The organism is Pseudomonas sp. 43(2021) (genome assembly GCF_017490805.1).
In the GTDB taxonomy this organism is placed as follows: Bacteria; Pseudomonadota; Gammaproteobacteria; order Pseudomonadales; family Pseudomonadaceae; genus Aquipseudomonas.
Genome location: NZ_JAFGYJ010000023.1, coordinates 84,587 through 105,281, shown reverse-complemented (window position 1 = coordinate 105,281; position 20,695 = coordinate 84,587). Strand labels below are relative to the sequence as shown.

General features: G+C 64.8%; 21 protein-coding genes and 1 tRNA gene. 9 read left to right on the top strand and 13 right to left on the bottom strand.

What is annotated here, in order from left to right:
• Position 1 precedes the first annotated feature (1 nt).
• Entirely contained in the window at positions 2-451 is a 450-nt protein-coding gene (locus tag J5M71_RS19745) for a nuclear transport factor 2 family protein (protein ID WP_243434267.1), read from the top strand.
• On the opposite strand, the gene J5M71_RS19740 is transcribed toward J5M71_RS19745, so the two are convergent.
• Entirely contained in the window at positions 452-1,807 is a 1,356-nt protein-coding gene (locus J5M71_RS19740) for an ATP-binding protein (protein WP_207835397.1), read from the bottom strand.
• The gene (locus J5M71_RS19735) at positions 1,804-2,514 is read right to left on the bottom strand and encodes a response regulator (RefSeq protein WP_063914055.1); all 711 of its coding nucleotides are present in this window, start codon (positions 2,512-2,514) and stop codon (positions 1,804-1,806) included. Before J5M71_RS19735 ends, J5M71_RS19740 begins: the two co-directional genes overlap by 4 nt.
• A gap of 168 nt (positions 2,515-2,682) precedes the next feature.
• On the opposite strand from J5M71_RS19735, the gene J5M71_RS19730 reads away from it, so the two are divergent.
• The 5 genes from J5M71_RS19730 (at position 2,683) to J5M71_RS19710 (ending at position 7,256) form a co-directional block, all read left to right on the top strand.
• On the top strand, positions 2,683-3,465 hold the full coding sequence (locus J5M71_RS19730; RefSeq protein WP_207835388.1) for a VacJ family lipoprotein: 783 nt from the start codon (positions 2,683-2,685) through the stop codon (positions 3,463-3,465).
• A gap of 13 nt (positions 3,466-3,478) precedes the next feature.
• Complete coding sequence (locus tag J5M71_RS19725; protein WP_243434273.1) at positions 3,479-3,688, top strand: hypothetical protein; 210 nt, start codon at positions 3,479-3,481, stop codon at positions 3,686-3,688.
• Between the two features lie 268 nt (positions 3,689-3,956).
• A complete protein-coding gene (locus J5M71_RS19720; protein WP_207835383.1) occupies positions 3,957-5,189 on the top strand; it encodes an MFS transporter in 1,233 nt (410 codons plus the stop codon).
• 36 nt (positions 5,190-5,225) lie between these two features.
• Entirely contained in the window at positions 5,226-5,999 is a 774-nt protein-coding gene (locus J5M71_RS19715; RefSeq protein WP_207835381.1) for a helix-turn-helix transcriptional regulator, read from the top strand.
• Positions 6,000-6,107: 108 nt separating this feature from the next.
• The gene (locus J5M71_RS19710; protein ID WP_063914050.1) at positions 6,108-7,256 is read left to right on the top strand and encodes a M14-type cytosolic carboxypeptidase; all 1,149 of its coding nucleotides are present in this window, start codon (positions 6,108-6,110) and stop codon (positions 7,254-7,256) included.
• Between the two features lie 193 nt (positions 7,257-7,449).
• Here the strand turns inward: J5M71_RS19710 and J5M71_RS19705 are convergent, their stop codons facing one another.
• The 8 genes from J5M71_RS19705 to J5M71_RS19670 all read right to left on the bottom strand — a co-directional run bounded on the left by J5M71_RS19705 (position 7,450) and on the right by J5M71_RS19670 (position 14,060).
• A complete protein-coding gene (locus J5M71_RS19705) occupies positions 7,450-8,421 on the bottom strand; it encodes a spore coat U domain-containing protein (protein ID WP_063914049.1) in 972 nt (323 codons plus the stop codon).
• The gene (locus J5M71_RS19700) at positions 8,418-10,742 is read right to left on the bottom strand and encodes a fimbria/pilus outer membrane usher protein (protein ID WP_233687904.1); all 2,325 of its coding nucleotides are present in this window, start codon (positions 10,740-10,742) and stop codon (positions 8,418-8,420) included. Before J5M71_RS19700 ends, J5M71_RS19705 begins: the two co-directional genes overlap by 4 nt.
• Positions 10,743-10,823: 81 nt before the next feature.
• Complete coding sequence (locus J5M71_RS19695) at positions 10,824-11,600, bottom strand: molecular chaperone (protein WP_207835379.1); 777 nt, start codon at positions 11,598-11,600, stop codon at positions 10,824-10,826.
• 39 nt (positions 11,601-11,639) lie between these two features.
• The gene (locus tag J5M71_RS19690) at positions 11,640-12,143 is read right to left on the bottom strand and encodes a spore coat U domain-containing protein (protein ID WP_207835377.1); all 504 of its coding nucleotides are present in this window, start codon (positions 12,141-12,143) and stop codon (positions 11,640-11,642) included.
• A gap of 3 nt (positions 12,144-12,146) precedes the next feature.
• Complete coding sequence (locus J5M71_RS19685) at positions 12,147-12,677, bottom strand: spore coat U domain-containing protein (RefSeq protein ID WP_207835375.1); 531 nt, start codon at positions 12,675-12,677, stop codon at positions 12,147-12,149.
• Positions 12,678-12,695: 18 nt separating this feature from the next.
• Positions 12,696-13,232 carry a spore coat U domain-containing protein gene (locus J5M71_RS19680; protein WP_207835336.1) on the bottom strand — a complete coding sequence of 179 codons (537 nt, stop codon included), beginning with the start codon at positions 13,230-13,232 and terminating at the stop codon, positions 12,696-12,698.
• Between the two features lie 30 nt (positions 13,233-13,262).
• Entirely contained in the window at positions 13,263-13,790 is a 528-nt protein-coding gene (locus J5M71_RS19675; RefSeq protein WP_207835329.1) for a spore coat U domain-containing protein, read from the bottom strand.
• Between the two features lie 195 nt (positions 13,791-13,985).
• Positions 13,986-14,060: transfer RNA gene (locus J5M71_RS19670), tRNA-Gln, on the bottom strand.
• Positions 14,061-14,320: 260 nt separating this feature from the next.
• On the opposite strand from J5M71_RS19670, the gene J5M71_RS19665 reads away from it, so the two are divergent.
• Entirely contained in the window at positions 14,321-14,563 is a 243-nt protein-coding gene (locus J5M71_RS19665) for a DUF465 domain-containing protein (protein WP_207835327.1), read from the top strand.
• Between the two features lies 1 nt (position 14,564).
• On the opposite strand, the gene J5M71_RS19660 is transcribed toward J5M71_RS19665, so the two are convergent.
• Positions 14,565-14,990, bottom strand: a complete 426-nt coding sequence (locus J5M71_RS19660) for a DUF1810 domain-containing protein (RefSeq protein ID WP_207835325.1) — start codon at positions 14,988-14,990, stop codon at positions 14,565-14,567.
• A 158-nt stretch (positions 14,991-15,148) separates the two neighbouring features.
• Here J5M71_RS19660 and zapE point away from each other — a divergent pair, with 158 nt between their 5' ends.
• Positions 15,149-16,219 (top strand): cell division protein ZapE, encoded by a 1,071-nt coding sequence (gene zapE, locus J5M71_RS19655; protein WP_207835323.1) that lies wholly within the window; start codon positions 15,149-15,151, stop codon positions 16,217-16,219.
• Between the two features lie 126 nt (positions 16,220-16,345).
• Here zapE and J5M71_RS19650 read toward each other — a convergent pair whose 3' ends face one another.
• Positions 16,346-18,235, bottom strand: coding sequence for a propionyl-CoA synthetase (locus J5M71_RS19650; RefSeq protein WP_207835314.1), 1,890 nt, complete (start codon positions 18,233-18,235; stop codon positions 16,346-16,348).
• A gap of 172 nt (positions 18,236-18,407) precedes the next feature.
• Here J5M71_RS19650 and J5M71_RS19645 point away from each other — a divergent pair, with 172 nt between their 5' ends.
• On the top strand, positions 18,408-19,274 hold the full coding sequence (locus J5M71_RS19645; protein WP_207835312.1) for a LysR family transcriptional regulator: 867 nt from the start codon (positions 18,408-18,410) through the stop codon (positions 19,272-19,274).
• On the opposite strand, the gene J5M71_RS19640 is transcribed toward J5M71_RS19645, so the two are convergent.
• Positions 19,248-20,402, bottom strand: a complete 1,155-nt coding sequence (locus J5M71_RS19640; RefSeq protein WP_207835310.1) for an HPP family protein — start codon at positions 20,400-20,402, stop codon at positions 19,248-19,250. The genes J5M71_RS19645 and J5M71_RS19640 overlap by 27 nt on opposite strands.
• Between the last annotated feature and the right edge of the window lie 293 nt (positions 20,403-20,695).

The window sequence follows — 20,695 nt, the reverse complement described above, 5'->3', positions numbered from 1 at the left end:
CCTGCCGCCCTTCACCCGTGAAAGCGCCATCGAAAAAGTCCGCCTGGCCGAAGATGGCTGGAACGGCCGCGACCCGGCCAAGGTCGCGCTTGCCTATACCATCGACACCGTCTGGCGTAACCGCGCCGAGTTCCCCCGCGGCCGTGCCGAGGTCGAGGCGTTCCTGGCGCGCAAATGGAACCATGAACTGGAGTACCGCCTGATCAAGGAGCTGTGGGCCTTCACCGGCAACCGCATCGCCGTGCGCTATGTCTACGAGTACCACGACGACAGCGGCCAGTGGTACCGCGCCCATGGCAACGAGAACTGGGAATTTGCCGACGACGGGCTGATGCAGAACCGTCATTCGAGCATCAACGAACACCCAATCAGTGAAGCCGAGCGCAAGTTCCACTGGCCGTTGGGCCGGCGCCCGGATGATCACCCCGGGCTCAGCGAAATGGGGCTCTGATCAGCCCAGCGGCAGCATGATCCTGACTTCCAGACCGCCACCGGGGCGGTTGCCCAGGGTCACGCTGCCTCCCTGCTCCAGCACGATGGCCCGTGCTGCGGGCAGGCCCAGCCCAACACCACCGGTATTGCGGTTGCGTGAACCTTCGATACGGTAGAACGGCGCGAATACCTGCTCATGTAGCTCCGGCGCGATGCCCGGCCCGCGATCCTGCACGGTAATCTCGATCTGCCTGGCGTTTACCGCCAACACCACCATGGGCTCATGGCCATACTTCGCGGCATTGTCGATCAAGTTGACCAGCACTCGCTTGATGCCCACCGGTCGCCCGGTGTACACACAGCGGCGCGGCCCGCTGAGGCCGACCTCGACCCCCGCATCCTTGAAATCGTCCACTACGGTCAGCAGCAATTCGCCCAGGTCGAATACGGTCGTCTGTTCCAGCCGTGCATCATCACGGAAGAACCCCAATGCCGCATCGACCATTGCCTGCATCTCGTCGACGTCCTTGAACAACTTGGCCTGTAGCTGGGCATCGTCGATGAACTCGGCGCGCAAGCGCATGCGCGTAAGCGGTGCACGCAAGTCATGGGAAATGGCCGCAAGCATCTGGGTACGGTCGTTGAGAAAATGCTTGAGCTGCGCCTGGGTGGCATTGAACGCGAGGATGGCCTGGCGCAGGTCATGCGGGCCGACCACCGGAATGGGCGGGGCATTGAAGTCCTTGCCAAAACGCCGCGCACCTTCGGCAAAGCGCTCCAGCGGCTTGGCCAGGTAGCGCGTGGCCAGCAGCGCGACGGCAAGGCTGGAAACCAGCATCAAGCCCAGGATGATCAGGTTGCGCGGCAGTTCATCCAGGCCCCAGCTGCGGTCGGTGGCACGGTACAGCACCCAGGACTTGTCGGTCAGCTCGATCATCAGCGCATAGCCACGCTCAGGTGCGTATTCCGGCATGTCCGACGGTTCGAAGGCCTCGATCCTGGCATCCGGGCGCTTGAGCAGCGCGCGTAGTATAGGCGTACCCTGGCTGAACTCGGCATCGACCAACACTGGCACGCCCGCTTCGTCATGGCGGCGCAGCCATCGCACAGAGTACGAGCCGTCACCCGCCGCGCTGGCAATGTTGGCACGCTGCTCCATGGGCGCGGCATCGAGAATGCGGGTGACCGCTGCAACCTTCTCGATCACCCCGCTCTCCAGCAGCGGTGGCTGCGCCCAGACGCTCAGCAACAGGCTGAACAGCACCTTGAGCAGCAGCAGGAACAGCATCGCTGTCAGGGTGGTCAGCGCGATCCAGCGGGCAATGGTGATCTTGGGCCGTGGCAGGGCCTGGCGAACCCTGGCGAGGACCTTCATCGCTTCGCGACCGTGGGCGTGAACAGGTAACCAGCGTTGCGCAGGGTACGGATCAAGGGCTCGTTGCCGTGGTCGGTTTCAAGCTTGCGGCGCAGCCGGCTCACCTGGACGTCGATGCTGCGATCATAGGCGTCGTAGGCATCGCCGCGGGCCATGTCCAGCAATTGCTGGCGGCTGAGCACCCGCCGCGGATGCTCGGCGAACACCAGCAGCAGCTCGAATTCACCGTTGGACAAGGGGATCATGACGTTGTCCGGCGAACGCAGTTCGCGCCGCACCACATCCAGTCGCCAGCCGGCAAACTCCAGAATCGCGCAGGCATGGCCCGCCGCGCCACCGGCCGCTTCGCCGGCACGGCGCAGTACTGCCCTCACCCGGGCCAGCAGTTCACGGGCGGCGAACGGTTTGGTCAGGTAGTCGTCCGCCCCCAGCTCCAGGCCAACCACCCGGTCACTCAGCTCGCCCATGGCGGTGAGCATGATCACCGCCACCTTGTGCTCGGCCAGCAAGCGCTGGCACAACACCAGGCCACTGTCGCCAGGCAGCATCACATCCAGAATGACCAGGTCTGGCACCCGCCGCTCAAGGGCCTGCCAGAGCGCCTTGCCATCCCTGGCCACATCAACCTCGTAACCATGCTGGCAGAGAAACTTCTGCAACAGGTCGAGCACCTCGACATCATCGTCGACTATCAGCAAATGGCTCACAAAAAAGCACCGCAAAACAAGGTTACCAAGCCGTACTTTAAGGCCATCCCTACGCAGACGTCATATATTTCAACCCTGAAACAAAGTGTCGACGCCGAGACAATCCGGACATTCCCGGGCAAAGAAAACTGCGCAGCATCGCCGCCAGTTCTTGCCAGGAATGTATCTATGTCCCGTTCATCATCCGCCTCCCGTTCAGCGCGCTCTGCCGCGCTGGCCTTGTCGCTGCTCGTGGCGGGAAGCTGCAGCCAACGTGCAGCGGCCACGCCTGCCTGCGGCAATGTCGCCTATCAGGTCAGTGATCCGGCCGAGCCCGCCAACCGCGCCGTATTCGCCTTCAACCGCACGGTCGATGACTATCTGCTGGCCCCCGTCGCCCGCGGCTACACCGCGCTGCCCGGTTTTGCCCAACAGGGCCTGCACAACTTTGCCAGCAACTTCGGTGAGCCCAAGGTGTTCGTCAACGACCTGCTGCAGGGCAATGGCGAGCGGGCGATGACCAGCCTCAGCCGCTTCATCTTCAACACCACCCTGGGTGTGGCGGGGCTGGTCGACGTGTCTGGCAAAATGGGCCTCAGCCAGCACCGCTCGGACTTTGGCCAGACCTTCGGAGTGTGGAACATCGCCGATGGCCCCATCGTCGAGCTGCCGCTGCTGGGCACCCACAACCTGCGCGATGCCACCGGCACGGTACTGGGCCTGGCGCTGGACCCGTTTGGCGGCAACAGCAATACCGTCGAAACCCTGGGCAAGGTAGCCACGGCTGGAGGCATCGTCGATGCACGGGCCGAAGCACTGCCACTGACCGACCTGCTGCGCACCTGGCCTGATTACTACCTCGCACTGCGTGACTACACCGCGCAGCGGCGCAGCAACCGGGTGGCAGAAGGCAAGGCCGGCGAGCCGGGAGCGTGGCCAGTGGATTGTGCAGGAGATGCCCGTGAAGAATGATGCCCAAGCCGCCATGCTGCTGTTCAGGCGCCTGGAAGGCGCTGCCCGGCAACCGCTGTTGCTGCATGAACTGGAGGCCCGGGTTTCGGCTGATGGCCGGAGCCTGGTGCTGAGCCGCTATCGCGAACGCTTTACCGCCGAAGGCAAACCCTACCGGCACGAGGTTCATCGCAGCGTACCGATTGCCGCCTTGCTGCGCTGGGTGGCGCGGCACGAACGATGAATCCGGGGCGGCCAGGTATTAGCAGGGACCCTGTAGGAGCGGCTTTAGCCGCGAACACCGGCGCAGCCGGTGCCATGCACCGCGTTGGATTCTTCGCGGGTAAACCCGCTCCCACAGGGTACGCGGACCGCTTGCGAATCCAGGGCGTCAGGCCCGGAATGTCCGAAACGCGACAGTAGCTGCCTGTTCGGCGTGAGACAGGCAACCCGGGTACTGGCTAACCTGCGGCGGCAATGCCTTGCTCCCTTTCCACGGAAGAACCTTGCCCATGACGACCTCCACCGCCTCCATGGCCGCCGCCACACCTGCCGACCAACCCCAGGGCTTTCTGGTCCGCATCGTCGGCGCCGCCGCATTCGCCCACCTGCTCAACGACCTGATCCAGGCCGTGCTGCCGTCGATCTACCCGATGCTCAAGAGCGATTTCGCGCTGAGCTTTGCCCAGATCGGCTGGATCGCCCTGATCTACCAGGTGACCGCCTCCCTGCTGCAACCCTGGATCGGTCTGTACACCGACAAGCACCCGCAACCCTACCTGCTGCCGGCTGGCATGCTGGTGACGCTGGTGGGCATCGCCCTGCTCGCCTTCGCCGGCAGCTATGAAATGCTGCTGGTGGCCGCGGCGGTGGTCGGTGTGGGCTCGGCGACCTTCCACCCCGAAGCCTCGCGAGTGGCCAGGATGGCCTCCGGTGGGCGCTTCGGCACCGCGCAATCGACCTTCCAGGTCGGCGGCAACACCGGCTCGGCCCTCGGCCCGCTGCTGACCGCTGCCATCGTCATTCCGCACGGGCAGCCGGCCATTGCCTGGTTCATGCTGGCCGCCGCGCTGGCGGTATTCGTGCTGTTGAGAGTAACCGGCTGGACCGTGCGCCACGGCCAGACCCGGCTCAAGACCTTCGCCGGCCAGCAGGCAGCCGGCCTGTCGCGCGGCGCCATGTGGCGTGCCGTGGCGGTTATCGCCGTATTGATGTTCGCCAAGTTCGTCTACATCGCCTCGTTCACCAACTACTTCACCTTCTACCTGATCGAGCATTTCGGCCTGAGCGTGCAGCACAGCCAGCTGTACCTGTTCGTGTTCCTCGCGGCCGTGGCACTGGGCACCTTCGCCGGTGGCCCGGTGGGTGACCGTATCGGGCGCAAGGCGGTGATCTGGGTCTCGTTCCTCGGCGTGGCGCCCTTCGCCCTCGCCCTGCCCTACGCCAACCTGGCCTGGACCGTGGTACTGGCGGTGGCCATCGGCCTGGTGATGTCCTCGGCCTTCGCCGCCCTGGTGGTGTATGCCCAGGAGGCCGTGCCGGGCCGGGTCGGCATGGTGTCGGGGGTGATGTTCGGGTTGATGTTCGGTATCAGCGGCATCGGCGCCGCCGGGCTCGGTGAACTGGCCGATCGGCATGGCATCGAGTGGGTGTACCAGGTCATCTCGTTCCTGCCGCTGCTGGGGCTGGCCACCGCGCTGCTGCCGGCGACCCGCTCGCAAGCCCGCCCCAGCCGCTGCTGTTAAAATGGGCGTGCCGGGCTGCCTGTACAAGAGGTCGAAATGCTAAAGCCGCAGCGTGAATTGCTGGTGGAGGTCGATGAGTGGACCTGGGAAGTGGGCAGCCGTGCGACGGACTACCCGACCGACTGGTTCATCGAGCCCCACAGCCATGCCAAGCACCAACTGATCTATGCCACCAAAGGCCTGATGATCGTCGAGTCCGGGAACGAACGCTGGACCGTGCCCCCCAGCCGCGGCGTCTGGATGCCCTGCGGCCAGGTGCACGCGATCCGCTGCGTGGGCGATGTGAAGATGCGCAGCGTGTTCGTGCGCACCGACGCGGCAGTGCTGTTGCCCGTGCAGAGCAAGGCCATCAGCATCTCGCCGTTGCTCAGCGAACTGATCAAGGCCTCCGTAGGCTTTACCGCGCCGTTTGCCGAAGACTCGCGTGAAGCCCGGGTGATGCGCCTGATCCTCGACGAGATCTGCGTGCTGCCGACCTTGCCGCTGAAGCTGTCGCAGCCCGGCGACAAGCGCCTGCAGGCGATCTGCTCGGCGCTGCATGAGCGACCTGACGATAACGCCACCTTGGCCGACTGGGGCCAGCAGCTGGGGGTGGACGAAAAGACCATCCAGCGCCTGTTCCGCAAGGAAACCGGCATGACCTTCGGCCAGTGGCGCCAGCAGGCGCGGCTGATGCAGGCACTGGAGCGGATCGCCCTGGGCGAGCGGATCATCGATGTGGCGGGGACGCTGGGGTATGACAGCCCCAGTGCCTTCGCCAGCATGTTCAAGCGCCAGTTCGGTATCACGCCGAGTCAGTTCTTCAAATAGCCTGTAGGAAACATATGAGATCGCCCCGCGTCGCCTGATCTCGCGCATCAACCCTGTCAAGCCGTGTACAGTAGCCTCACAACAAAGCCCCCAGAAGGAGCCCGGCACATGACCGTGACGCTGTCCCCCCTGCAGATCGACTGCGATTTCGACTCCGGCAACATCCAGGTGCTGGATGCCAGCAACCCGGCCCAGGTACACCTGGCCATCCGCCCGGACACCCACAGCGGCCACTACCAGTGGTTCCACTTCAAGGTCAGCGGGCTGACGCCGGGCCAGGTCCATCGCTTCAGCCTCGACAACGCCTCCGGCTCCTCCTACAAGAATGCCTGGAGCGGCTACAACGCCGTGGCCTCCTACGATCAGCACACCTGGTTCCGCGTCCCCAGCCAGTTCGACGGCACGGCGCTGTCGTTCGAGGTAAAGGCCGAACAGCCACACATCTGGTTCGCCTACTTCGAGCCCTACCCGCGCGCGCGCCACAACCAGCTGATCGAACGTGCCCGGCAACTGCCAGGGGTCGAATTGCTCGCCAATGGCCGCAGCGTACAGGGCCGCGACATTCCCCTGCTGCGCGCCGGTGACGGTGCCGCTGGCAAGCGCAAGCTGTGGCTGATTGCCCAGCAACACCCGGGCGAACACATGGCCGAGTGGTTCATGGAAGGCGTGATCGACCGCCTGCAGGCCAACGACGCGGTGATCCAGCAATTGCTGGCCAAGGCCGACCTGTACCTGATCCCCAACATGAACCCCGACGGTGCCTTCCTCGGCCACCTGCGCACCAACTTCAAGGGCAAGGACCTCAACCGTGCCTGGCAGGACGCCAGTGTCGAACTCACCCCAGAGGTGTTCTTCGCCCAGGCGCAGATGAAGCAATACGGCGTGGATGCGTTCATCGACGTGCATGGCGATGAGGAGATTCCCCATGTATTCACCGCGGCCTGCGAGGGCAACCCGGGCTACACGCCACGGCTGGCCAAGCTGGAAGAGCAGTTCCGCAGCACCCTGTGCAGCCTGACCCGCGACTTCCAGACCGTGCATGGCTACACCCGCGACGAACCGGGGCAGGCCAACACGACGCTGGCCTGCAATGCGGTGGGGATGGCGCATGACTGCCTGTCACTGACCCTGGAAATGCCGTTCAAGGACCATGACGACGCGCCGGATGCCGTCACCGGCTGGTCGGGGGCGCGCTCGAAGGCGTTGGCCGGGGCGGTGCTGGAGACATTGGCGAAGATGGTTGGCGATTTGCGTTGACTGAAACGGCCCATCGCCGGCAAGCCGACTCTCACAGGACTGCACATGACTCATGGCATTAGCAGGGCCCCTGTGGGAGCGGCTTTAGCCGCGAACACCGGCGTAGCCGGTGCCATGCACCGCGTTGGATTCTTCGCGGCTAAAGCCGCTCCCACAGGTTACGCGGACCGCCGCTCCCACAAGGTCCCTGCACTCAGAACTGCACATCCAGAATCACACTGTCGGTATAGGTCGCCGCCGGCGGTGTAGCCTGGTCGGTGTAGACCTTGGCGTTGTAGTTGAACACCTGGCTACCGGTGCCAGTACCCGTGCCGGGGTTTACATCGGCATCGGCACTGGCCCGTCGCGCAGCCCCTACCGAACCCCAGCGCACCGCACCGGCGCTCTTGAAAATGTCATAGGCCAGGTAGTTGTTGGCCGCCGACTTCATCCGCCGTCGCCCATTGGCTGCGTTCTGGCCGTCATCCAGGCCCACGGTGTAATTGCTGCCCTTGGTGCACGATACACTCAAGCTCTGGCTCACCGTGCCGAAGCCTGCCACCACCGGCGCACTGGAGAAGCTGATAGTGGGTGTGGTGATCTGGCAGTCGTTGGTCACCGTCAGGCTCACGTACAAATTCTGGCTACCCGAGTTGATGTCACGCCCCGCGCAAAGCCCGCCGAGGCCAATTCCCGCACAGTAATTCCAGCTCCAGGCCACGGTCAGGGTCTCCTGGTACAGGCCTGCGGCGACGTTGCTGCCAGTCTGGGTACGCATGTAGATCGGCACAGTCTTGGGCGTGGAGCTGCCGAGCAACCCCAGCACGTCGATGATACTGTTGCGGGCGAAGTCGTAGGGCTGGCCACGGGTCAGCGGATAGTTGGTACTGTTGTCGGCATACAGCGTGTAGGGGATGACGTCGCCCGTCGGACCGACCAGGCCGCCCGACGCGGGCAGGATGGTGGCGTAGAAGTGATCATCGCTGCTGAGCAGGGTGAGCAGCGAACCGCTGCACTGTAACCCCGAGTTCAGCGTCGAGGTGCTTTGTACCGTGTTGAGTACCTGCCGCGAGCTGAGGCTGCCGAACGCTGCCGGCGACGTCGCGACCGACGAGCACAGCGCCCACGCCGAACCTGCCGGCAGTAACAGTAACCCCGCCCACAACCCGCGCCAGCAGGCCGTCATTTGCACACCAACGGGCCGATCAAGGGGATCGAGCCTTGCGCTTCAGGCAGGTCGAACGCCACCTGGCAATGCCCGCCCCCTTCCAGCTCCACCTGCAGGCGGTTATGCGCCGCCAGGTTCTCCAGGTACACCAGGCCATCCCAACCGACTACAGCCTGGCCGCCACTTTCAGCATGGGTGACACGGCTGCCCAGCTTGAGCGCCTGCCGGTCAGCGTCCACCAGTTCGACACTGGCCGCCAGCACGCGCCTGAGCGGGAACTCCAGCAAGTAGCCGCTGCCCCGGCGCACCGCCACCCGCTGTTCCACTTCCGGCGCGAGGATGTCCGGCGGCAGGTCCATGGGGTCGATCTCGTACTTGCCGCGGTAGTAACCGCTGCCGTACGGCACCAGCAGGTGGCCGTCGGCATCGGTGCGGCCTACTTCCTGGTTTTCATAGCGCACCGGCACATCGGCGTAGCCACCGGTGCTGACCACCACGAAGGCATCGTCGATACGGTTGGCAGCGAACAGCCCGGCATCCATCCACACCAGCGAACCACTGGCGTCGGCCCAGCGGGTCATTTCGCCACTGCTGCCATACACACCGGCCTGCAACTGCACCGACTGCAGGCGCCAGGTGACATCGGCCTGGCGGTAAGCATCGCGCTCGCTACCGGCGGCATAACCCAGGTTGTACCCGTAACCACCACCCACCGGCGTCGCGCGGCTGTAGTTGACCCGCTGCAAGGTCTCGCCTTCCTGGCTGCGCTCCATGCCCAGGGCCAAGGTGCCGTGCAGGTCGAACGGGATCACCAGTTGTGCCTGCACCGCCCACTGGCTGTCCCCCACTTCACGGTTGGCCGACAGGTACACGCTGCTGTTCCCCCACAGCGGCCTGCTGTAGCTCAGGTTGATCAGCCGGGTACGCGTGCCGTCGCCGGCGCGCACATCGAAGTAGCCGGCACCGATGTTGCCGTATTCGTTCAGGTTCAGGCTCAAGGTGACCTGTTCGCTGCGCTGGCTCAGCTGTATGTCCTGGCTGTCGACCCGGGTCAGGTCGGCGTAGTCGCCATGGCGTTGCAGGCGCTGGTAGCTGAAGCCGATGCGCTGGCTGTTGTATTGGTAGCCGAGGGCGACCTGGTGGCCCTTGTCGCCGTCGAACCGGCTCTGCGCCAAGGCAGCGTTGAGCACGCCGAAGTTGCCCAGGCGCAAGTTGCCGCCCAGGCCGCCCAGCATCAGCGATTCGGCAGTTTCGGCATGGGTCTCCAGGGTGAGGATGTCGCTGACCCCGTAGCGCAGGCTGGCCGAGGCAACCCCTGGGCCATAGGCAAAATCGCGCACTCCGTAGTCGCGGCGCAGGCTACCGGCTGCCACCGAATAATCCGCCAGGCCCTGCTGCAGCAGGCTGCTGGTGACGTAGAACGGCAAAGTGGTCGACACCTGCCGACCAAGGGCATCGGTGGTGACCACCACCGCTTCCCCGGCGCCGTTGATGAACGGCACGTTGGTCAGTGTGTAGGGGCCCGGCTGCAACTCGGTGGTGCTGGACTTGTAGCCATTGATGAACAGGTCCAGCGAGGTCGGGACCGCGGCTTCACCGGAGAACGCCGGCAACGGGTAGGTGACCAGGTCGGGGCGCACAGCGAAATCGCGCGATAGCTGCAGGCCACCGACCCGCACCGAGCTGGTCCAGGGCAAGGCGCCGGTCACCAGGTCACCGGCTTCGTAGGTCAGCAGGCGCTGCTCGTCGGTGAAGCGCCAGGTGGTGTCGTAACGCAAGAAGCCCTGGCGCGTGTCGTCGGCCGGCGCACCATTGAACGACTGGCGCCACTGCCCGGTGCTGGAGAACGTACCCCAGCTGTCGAACAGGCGCAGTTCGTTCCAGGCTGCCAGGTAGCTGCCGCCGTCATCGGTGTCGTTGAGGTACAGGTCGTAGTTGAACAACGCGCCGAAACTGCTGCGCGCATCGCTGGCCGTGTACAGGTTGCGGTCGCCCAGTTGCTGGTCGGGCAGCCAGGCCGGCGGCACTTGCAGCAGCAGGCGCTGGTTCTGGCTGTCGTAGTCGGCGTGCAGCCCCGCGATGGCCTCCAGCGCCACCTCGCCCTGGGGGTTGCCCGGCAGCGAGACACCGGCCCCACGCAACACCTCGCTGTCCAGGTACAACTGCCCGGCGCGCTGCTGCACCGGCACCAGTTCAGCCTTGGGCATCTGGTTCACCAGCAGCTCGAGGTACAGCGTGGCGTCGGCGATGGCGGACAGCTCCGTAGGCGGTGGCGGCAGGTCGTCGGCCAGCACCAGGCCAGAGCCGACCAGGGCCAGCCCCAGGCACCAGCGGTGCATCGCCGCCGTCAGCCACCTCACACACGGTTTCCAACCATTGCCAGGTCCTCCCTGGGCCCTGCTCGGCATTCAGGCGCGAGCTCATTGGCTTTGGCGGATGGCGTCCGCACTGCTCTGGCCGTTCAACCTACCCTTCAGCACACTGCCGGCATTCAGTGCCAACGGTGCCGGCCAGCGCATGCTGGCCCCCGGCAGCACATAGCCCAGCAGGCCCTCGGCCAGTGGCGTGCTCTGGCTGCCCTGTTGCACCACTACATCGGTCAGGCGTGCATGCACCGGGCCGGTGTTGCGCAGTTCCACATAGGGCTTGCCCTGCACGGTTACCGCGCGCCAGCTGAGTTGCGGCTTGCCGACACCCTCGGCATTGCGCTTGCCCGCAGGGTCGGCCTTGCCCCACAGGCCTTCGCCGTAGACGAACAGGGGCACCGAGTAGCGCATCTGCAGGCGGATCGCCGCAGTGGTACCGGGCTCGGCCTTGTCGACGGGGATGGCGGGCGGGATTTCGTCGATGATGATGCGGTAGGCCTGCTCCTGGCCGACTGGCGAGGGGCCGGTGCGGGTCAGGCGGATCAGTTGCTTCTGCCCGGGGGCGATGTTGGCCACCGGCGGGCTGCCGATGATCTCGCGCTGCGCCTGGTACTGTTCCTGATAGTCACCCTGGCGCCAGGCGAACACCCGCACCTGCAGGTTGGCCGGTGCAGTGCCGCGGTTTTCCAGCCATAGTGCGCCGGCCTTCTGGTCAGCCTCCAGCACCGGGTCGATCGGCCAGATCAGCACCGAGGTGGCGGCCCCGGCCGGCAGGCTCGCCAGCCACAACGCACCGATCAATCCACGCGCCCACTTCGCGCCTGCCCCCATGAAGCTCTCCTTGGATACTGGTCGTTGGTGCCGATGTATTCACCAGGTCACCGTCACCTGCACTACATCGGTATAGGTCCCTGCCGGCAGCGTACCGCTCAGCTGGAGCCGGCCGTACACCGGCAGCTTGATCGCCGTCGGGTCGGTGTAGCTCACGGCCACGCTCTGGCCGATCCCCAGGCTCTGGCTGTAAGCCGCGTCCCGGTACAACTGGTATGCCAGCACCTGCGTGCCGCCCGTGCGCTTGAGGTTGCGTGTGCCGCTGGAACTGTTCTGTCCGCCATCCACACTCATGCTCAAGGCCACCCCCGGGGTGCACTGAAAGGTCACCGTGGTACCGCCCAGCGAGGTGCCGAGGACACCGGTGGCCAGCGCAGACTGCGTGCCATAGTTCAGCGTCCCGTAGTTGCTGACGCCGCCGACCACCAGGCACCCGGCAACGATCTGCGCCGTCACCATGAAACTGCTGGTGGTCGCCGCATCCAGAGGTGCGGCCAGCAGCACGCCGAGGCCGCTCAGGCCGCCCGCCAGCCAGCTGCGCATGACTCAGAACGACAGCTCGACGGACACTGTGTCGGTATACGCCCCCGCCGGCAGGCCGGCCTTGCCACGCGCCTGGCCATACAGGTTGACGGTCTGGGCCGCGCCGCTGCTGGTCGGCAAGGTGATGGTGCCGTCGATGGCCAGCACCTGCGTGTGCCCGGCATCGGTGTAGAAGTCATACGGCACGAAGTTGCCGGCGCCATCCGCCAGCGCACGGTTGCCCCCGGCCGACTGGCCATCGTGGAGGCCGCCCCTGACACGGATCACCGGTACCGTGCCGGCCGAACAGAGAATGCTCATCGCCCCTCCGCCGCCGCCGATTACCTGGGCGTCGGCAGTGGTGAACAGGGCATCCTTGGTGCCGAAGTCCAGGGTACCAAAGCTCACCCCCGAGGTGCCTGAGCTGCCATTGACCTGGCACGCCGCGGTCAAGGTCAGCGTCGAGTCGATGGTCCCGGTCGTGGCGGCCTGGGCCTGGGAAGCCAGCGCCAGGCCCAGACCGGCGAGGATGCAGCGTGAGAGGTTCATTCGCATCGAAGTCTCCTTGCGTCGTTACCAGTCCAGGGTCACCCTGAGGGTGTCACGGTACAGCCCGGCCGGCAGCGCGCGCGGTTGCGCCACTACCACACCGTAGATGGGGATCGGTATCTGCCGGGTACTGCTGATGGTGAAGGCACGCGCCTGGCCGATGCCGTAGCGGCTGTTGCCGCCCGGGTCGATCGCCAGCTGATAGGGGATCAGCTCGCGGCCGTTACTCAGGCGCCGTATGCCGTCACTGCCATTCAGGCCACCGTTGATACGCACGTTGAACGCCCGCACTTCGGGCGTGCAGCTGATCTGCAGGCTGCCCTCGCCGCTCACATCATCGACCTGGCTACGCAGCGGTTGGTCCCAGTGCGGACCGCGCTCGCCGAAGTCCAGCACCCCCGGGTTGCCCACCACTGTCGGTTGCGTCCCGTTGCTGCTGACCTGGCAAGCCGCGCTGATTACCAGCCGCGCCTGGATGAAACCGGTGCTGGTGCCATGCGCGGCACCGCCGGGCACCAGCAGCGGACCCAAGGTAAGCAGCAGGATCGAGGTGCGGTTCATGGCGTCGCGTCCTTGTGCATGTTGGCATCCCTACCAGGTGACGGTGACTTTGAGCAGGTCGCCATACCTACCTGCGTGCGGTACCCAGGCCAGCTTGTCGATCCGTGCATACAGCGGCAGCTCGACCGAGCCGCTGTCCGGCACCCGCGCCGAATGCGCCACATTCACCGCCAACGGTTCGCGCCAGGCGGCGTCGCGGTAAAGGCGATAAGGGATGGGCCTGGCCTTGTCATCGTCGCTGGCCAGGAAACGCAGCTCGCCGACGCCGCCATGCTGACCACCGTCGACGCGGACCTGGTACGGGGTGTCGGGATTGCACTCCAGGCGTGGCGGGCGCTGGCTCAACAGAACGCCGCTGAGCGGCGCGCCAGGGCCATCCAGCCGCGCAGCAGCGCCCATGTCGATCCGCCCCAGCGCCTGTGCACCGGCATCGCGGGGCTGGTTGACCAGCATGCAGCCGCGCTGCACCAGCACCCGTACCTCCACCAGGAAGTCCGTCGCCATGGCACCACTGCTCAACATAAGGCCCAACAGGGCGGCCAGGGAACGCTCCGTCACCTTATTATCCTTGTCGAAGTCTGCTGAACTGAGCGTAGCAGTGAGGTGGCATCACGATGCTGGCATCAAGCCACTTTTTTTGTATTAGTGATAAAGCGGGGGGAAGGACTGCATATGGATGCAAAAGACAGAAACGACAAAGCCCAGCGCTTGTCTTTCCAAGCACCGGACCGAGATACGTTTGAAGCAGGAAAATGGCAGGGGCGGCTGGATTCGAACCAACGCATGGCAGGATCAAAACCTGCTGCCTTACCGCTTGGCGACGCCCCTGTATCGGATGCAGCGTTTGCTGCTCTGACAATCCCAACTGAGTGACAACTGGGTTTTTGTCTTGGAATGCGCGGCACTTTAACAACAAACTTTCAGTCTGTGAACCCCCTGATGAAAAAAAATTACCAAAAAACAGCGAGTTAGTCATTTTCGCGGTTGGCGCAGCGACCATCCGTCGTTTTCTCCCCGCTTCGCTTCAACACATTCGCATTCCTCCCTTCCAATCAGATGAGCCAACTGCATCGACCAAGGAGGACCCCATGCCTGTTTCCCACGATCTTTACCAGGACTTGCACTACCCGCGCGAAATCGTCCAGCAGCGCCGTCAGGAGGACAGGGAGCTGGACCGGCTGCTGGACGAGTACATGGACATCGACAACCAGGTGCTGGCCGCCGAGTCGATCTCGGCGGGCAACTTCGAGGATGAAGACCTGCGCCGCCTGAAGGAGCGCCGGCTGGCCGTGAAGTACATGATCGAACGCCAGCTTCAGCACAAGCCCTGAGCTAACCCGACAACATGGCCAAGGTCAGGGCGTCCGGCTCACCGTCGTAGAATTGCACCAGCGCAAACTGGAACAACGGATTGTCAGGCGCTGCCCGGGCGAACAGGGTCAGGCACGAGCGCAACTTGAGATGGTCGGGGCTACCGAGGATTTCGCGGGCACTCTTGTCGCCGTGCTGCAGCAGTGCGGTCACGCAGGCTTCCAGGCGCGGGCCAAGCAGCGGATGAGCCAGGTAGGCCCGGGCCTCGTCGATGCCGGCCAGCGCATAACGTTCGGCCATGGCGCTGTGGCCCAGGCCATCGAGTTGCGGGAACACGTACCACATCCAGTGGCTGCGCTTGCGCCCGGCCTGCAACTCCTCCATCACCTGGCCATACACAGGGTTCTGCGCCTCGACGAAACGCTCAAGATCAAGATCGGTGTGCATGGCTCGCCCTCCTCGCATCGGTTCCAGCCTTTACTGTACGCCTGCATGGCCTACCTATCTCGTCAGGCGATCATTGCCGCGCACTTTCTGTATTAGTCAAAATGGCCGCCCTCGGGCAAGCTGCACGCTACCCCGCCATCGCCCAAGGAGCTTTGCTTTTGCCTGCCTGGATCCCTACCCCGCTACGCCAGCTTGGCCAACGCCTGCGCGGCGCCGCCGCCAACCAGAGCGAACTGCTCGGCTGGTTCGAGGACAAGGCGCACAGCCGCGGTTACCAGCTTAGCGACGGCCAACGCCGGGTGATCCACTGCATGGCCGAACAACTGACGCAGCTCGAACAAGGCCAGCCGCGTAGCCTGTACCTGTACGGCTCGGTGGGCCGTGGCAAGAGCTGGCTGCTCGATGGTTTTTTCCAGGCCGTACCGGTGCAGGCCAAGCGGCGCCTGCACTTCCATGACTTCTTTGCCCGCCTGCATCAGGCAGTGCACCGCCACCGGGCGCTGGACGACGCATTGGGCGCGGCCCTCGACGAGCTGGTGGGCGATTGTCGGGTGCTGTGCTTCGACGAATTCCATGTGCACGACATTGGCGATGCCATGCTGCTCACCCGGCTGTTCAATGCGTTGTTCAGCCGCGGCGTGTTCCTGCTGGTAACGTCCAACTATGCTCCCGAAGGGCTGCTGCCCAACCCGCTGTACCACGAGCGGTTCCTGCCGGTGATTCGTCTGATCAACAGCGCGATGGAAGTGCTTGAAGTGGGTGGCGATACCGATTTCCGCAGCCTGCCGGCCAACCGCGAGCATCAGCGCTTTACCCGGGGTCACTATGTCTGGCCGGGCAATGCAGCGCAGCGCCAGGCGCTGAATGTGCCCGAACCGCAACCGGTGATGCTGGAAGTGAACAAGCGCCCGCTGCGCGCACTGGCCGTCGATGGTCGGCGGGTGGTGCTGGGCTTTGACGACCTTTGCGAAAAGGCCACGGCAGTGATCGACTACCTGGTGCTGGCCGGGCAGTACGATGAGTGGATCATCGATGGGCTGGATGACCTGTCGGAATGTTCGCTGGCGGCGCAGCAGCGCTTCGTCAACCTGGTGGATGTGCTGTATGACCAGGATCGGCAGGTGATGGTGATCGGCAAACGCCCACTGGAAGAGAGCCTGGGCGGGCCGCTTGCCGACCTGATGCGTACCCGTAGCCGGTTGGGGCAGCTGCATCAGGTAGGGCCCTAGAACTGTATTGCCTGGGCCGGCCTCTTCGCGGGTAAACCCGCTCCCACAGGGATGTCACAGGCCTTGAGAACTGTGCAATACCTGTGGGAGCGGGTTTACCCGCGAAGAGGCCGGCAAGTCAAAACATCAACCCGCCCTGGGCAAATCCGCCAGCACCGCCTCGATCTCCCCCAGCACCGCCGGGTCATCCAGGGTCGATGGCGGTACATAGTCCTGCCCGTCGGCAATCTTGCGCAGCACCGCCCGCAGAATCTTCCCGGAGCGGGTCTTGGGCAAGCGCTTCACCAGCCGCACCCGGTTGAAGCACGCCAATGCGCCAATCTCCTCGCGCACGCTGCCCACCAGGTCCACCAGCAGCTGCGCTTCGGCAATGCCCTCGCCATCCTTGAGCACCACCAGGGCCAACGGCACCTGCCCCTTGATCTCGTCATGCACGCCAATCACCGCGCACTCGGCCACCGCCGGATGGCGCGCCACCAGGTCCTCCATCTCGCCGGTGGACAGCCGGTGCCCGGACACGTTGATCACGTCATCCGTGCGCCCCATGATGTAGACGAAGCCGTCTTCGTCCAGATAGCCGCCATCGCCGGTGTGGTAATACCCCGGGTAGGTACGCAGGTAAGCCTGCAGGTAACGCTCGTGGTCGCCCCACAGCGTCTGGCTGCACCCGGGCGGCAATGGCAGGGCGATGACGATCGAGCCCTGGTGGTTAGGCCCCAGCAAGTGGCCCTCGTCATCCAGCACGCACACGTTATAGCCCGGCACCGCCCGGTTGCTCGACCCCGGCTTCGCCGCGCTGCCTTCCAGCCCCACACAGGGCGCGGTGACCGGCCAGCCGGTCTCGGTCTGCCACCAATGGTCGTGCACCGGCTTGCCACTGACCCGTTCCAGCCATTCGTGGGTGCTGGAATCCAGTTTTTCGCCCGCCAGGAACAACTGACGCAGCGAGCTCAGGTCGTGCTTGCGGATCAGCTCACCCTCCGGGTCTTCCTTGCGGATGGCGCGCATGGCGGTGGGCGCGCAGAACAACGCGTTGACCTTGTATTGCTCCACCACCCGCCAGTAGGCCGAGGCATCCGGGGTACGGATCGGCTTGCCTTCGTAGAAGACCGTGGTGCAGCCGCTCATCAGCGGCCCATAGACGATCAGTGAATGGCCAACCACCCAGCCCACGTCGGATATGCCCCACCACACATCACCGGCCTGCATGCCGTAGATATGGCGCATGGCGTAGCACAGTGCCACGGCATTGCCGCCGTTTTCCCGCACGATGCCCTTGGGTTTGCCGGTGGTGCCAGAGGTATACATGATGTACAGCGGGTCGCCCGCATCCAGTTCCACCGGTGGCACCGGCTCGGCCTTGGCCAATGCCGCATGCCAGTCCAGGTCACGGCCTGGCTGCAACTGGGCACGCGCCTGCGGCCGCTGCAGCACCAGCACGTTGCGCGGCTGGTGGCGGGCCAGTTGCAGGGCTCGGTCGACCAGCGGCTTGTATTCGATTACCCGGTCGAACTCCAGCCCGCAGGACGCCGTCAGCAGCAGCGTCGGCCGGGCATCGTCGATGCGCAAGGCCAGCTCGTTGGCGGCAAAGCCACCGAACACCACCGAGTGCACTGCGCCAATCCGCGCGCAGGCCAGCATGGCCATGGCCGCCTGCGGCACCATGGGCATGTAGATGATCACGCCATCGCCCTTGTTCACCCCCAGCTGGCGCAACAAACCGGCCAGACGCGCCACTTCGTCACGCAGCTGATGGTAAGTGTAGGCCTGCTGTACGCCGGTCACCGGCGAATCGTAGATCAGCGCCAACTGCTCGCCACGGCCCTGCTCGATCTGGTGATCGAGGGCCAGGTAGCAGCTGTTAAGGCGGCCATCGGCAAACCAGCGGTGGGTGCCGTTGACATTGTCTTGCAGCGTGAGGGCAGGCTTGCGGTGCCAGGCCAGGCGTGCGGCCTGTTCCGCCCAGAACGCGGCAGGGTCGGAAATGGAATGGGCGTAGCTGTGCTGGTAGCTCATATCGTAGGAAACCCGGTACTTGTTGTTATTGAAGGGCGAAACTTGAGTATGGACCGCTACACCCGCGCCGCCATGGGACTAAAGTCACAACCGACCTGCAAATTTGCAGAGAACGCCCCACAACGGTGCAAAGCTTCTAGAATAGGCCACCCCTTCAGCCACCGAGCAGCTCATGGACATCGATCAGGCCCGTACCTTCCTGGAAATCGTGCGTTGCGGCAGCCTGGTCGCCGCCGCCGAACGCCTGTTCGTGTCCCAGACGGCGATCACCGCACGGGTGCAGCGCCTGGAGCAGCAACTGGGCTGTCAGCTGTTCGTGCGTAGCCGTAACGGCGCCAGCCTGACCAGCGATGGCGAGGCATTCGTCAGTTACGCCAACCAGATGGTACAAACCTGGGAAGCGGCGCGCCGCGACCTGCCGCTGCCCGAAGGCTGCCAGCAAGTGCTGCACGTGGGCGGTGAGGTGAGCCTGGGCAACCCGATGATGCTCGACTGGGTCAGTGCCCTGCACCGCGAGCTGCCCAGCCATGCCATCCGCAGCGAGGTGAGCGACGGCGAATCGCTGCTACGCAAGGTCGAGATGGGCCTGCTGGACGCGGCGCTGGTCTACCAGCCGACCTACGGTCCGGGCCTGCAGGTGGAGCAGTTGATGGAGGAGAAGCTGATACGTGTGCGCCGGGTCGACCAGCCAGACCCGTACATCTATATCGACTGGGGCGAGGCCTTCCGTCGCCAGCACGATGCCGCCCTGCCCGACTGTGCGCGCCCGGCGCTGAGCTTCAACCTGGGCCCTTTGGCCTTGCAGTTCATACTCGACCAGGGCGGCAGTGGCTACTTCCGCACGCGGGTGGTGCAGGCCTATCTGGACTGCGGGGTGTTCGAGCGGGTACCGCAGGCACCAGAGTTCACCTACCCGACCTTCCTGGTGTACCCGCGCAAACGCGACAGCGAAGCCCTGCAACAGGCCTTCGCCATCCTGCGCCGGCTGGTGGCCGCCGGCGCCAGCGACTGGTCACAACGCTGGGACCCGGTTATCTGAAACCTCGGCTTTGCTGAGCAGCTGGCGCTTGAGGCCGGCGATCAGGTCGGTCTGAGTGATCACCCCCACCAACTGGTCGGCATCGAGCACCGGCAGGCAATGCAGGCCCTGCTCGCACAGCAATGGCAGCAAGCGCTCCAGCGGATGCTTGCTGCTGACGCTGATTACCCGGCGGCTCATCACTTGCTCCATGCGCACCACCTTGCGGCCGAACAACCCGCGCCAACCGAAGCGGCCACGCTGCATGGCCGGGCCGACCAGGTCGCTGAGGCTGACGATGCCCACCAGCTTGCCCTGTTGCAGCACCGGCAGGGTTTTCAGGTGGTGGCTGGCCAGCATCTTCCAGGCCTGCTCCAGGGTGGTATCGGGCGTGGCAAACTGCACGTCGCGGGACATCACCGACGCGGCCGTGATGCCGCCGAGGCTGCGCTGCAGCGCATGTTGTTCGGTGGCCAGGATGATGCGTTCCAGTTCATCACGGGTGACGTCGACGAACTCGCCCAGTTCTTCCAGGGCCTGGTCCAGGTCTTCCCCGCGGATGCCAACCCGCTCGCTGGGCAGCGGGTCATGGGTGTGGTGCAGGTCCCTGCGCGGCACCACGCTTTTCGGGTAGCGCACGCCGGTGAGGCGGTTGTAGAGGATCGCCACCGTTACCAGGATCAGCGCGTTGAGCAGCACCGGCTCCAGCAGGTGGTCGCCCATGGCGGTCAGCCCCGCGTCGGCCAGCACCGCACTCACCGCCACCCCGCCACCCGGTGGGTGCAGGCAGCGCAGCAGGCACATCACCAGGATCGAGATGCCCAGGGCGACGGCAGCCACCCACAGTTCCGGGCCGAAGCCCTGACGCATGGCCAGGCCGACCACGCCGGCCACTGCGTAGCTGCCCAGCACAGGCCAGGGCTGGGCCAACGGGCCGGAGTGCACGGCGAACACCAGTACGGCCGAAGCCGCCAGCGGGCCGAGCAGGTGCAAGGCGATGCCGGGGCCATAGGCCATGCTGGTCAGCCAGCCGGCGAGGAACAGGCCGAGCAGCGCGCCGATACCGGCACGCAACCATTCTTTGGGGGGAATATTCAGGGGCGCTGGCAACAGCCGCTGCAGACGACTTTCGGAACGCGAGGCAGACATGTAGGTAATCGGAATCTGTGGTTTTTCTGGTTAAAAAGAAAGCCCATCCGAGTTGGCCTGGGCCTCGTATTGCGGTTGCAATAGCACAAGGGGCTCCGTCCGTGGAGAGATGGAAACCGCAGGGTTTCGTGGGGGGAGTTTGCCGGGCGGGGTGAGATTGGGCCAATTCAAAAAAATGCGCCTGTACTGCAATTTTTTTGCAGTGGTGATATGGCCAGCACATTTCTCAGGCGCGCCGCGCAACTTGTGGGAGCGGGTTCACCCGCGAAAAATGCAACACGGTGCATGGCACC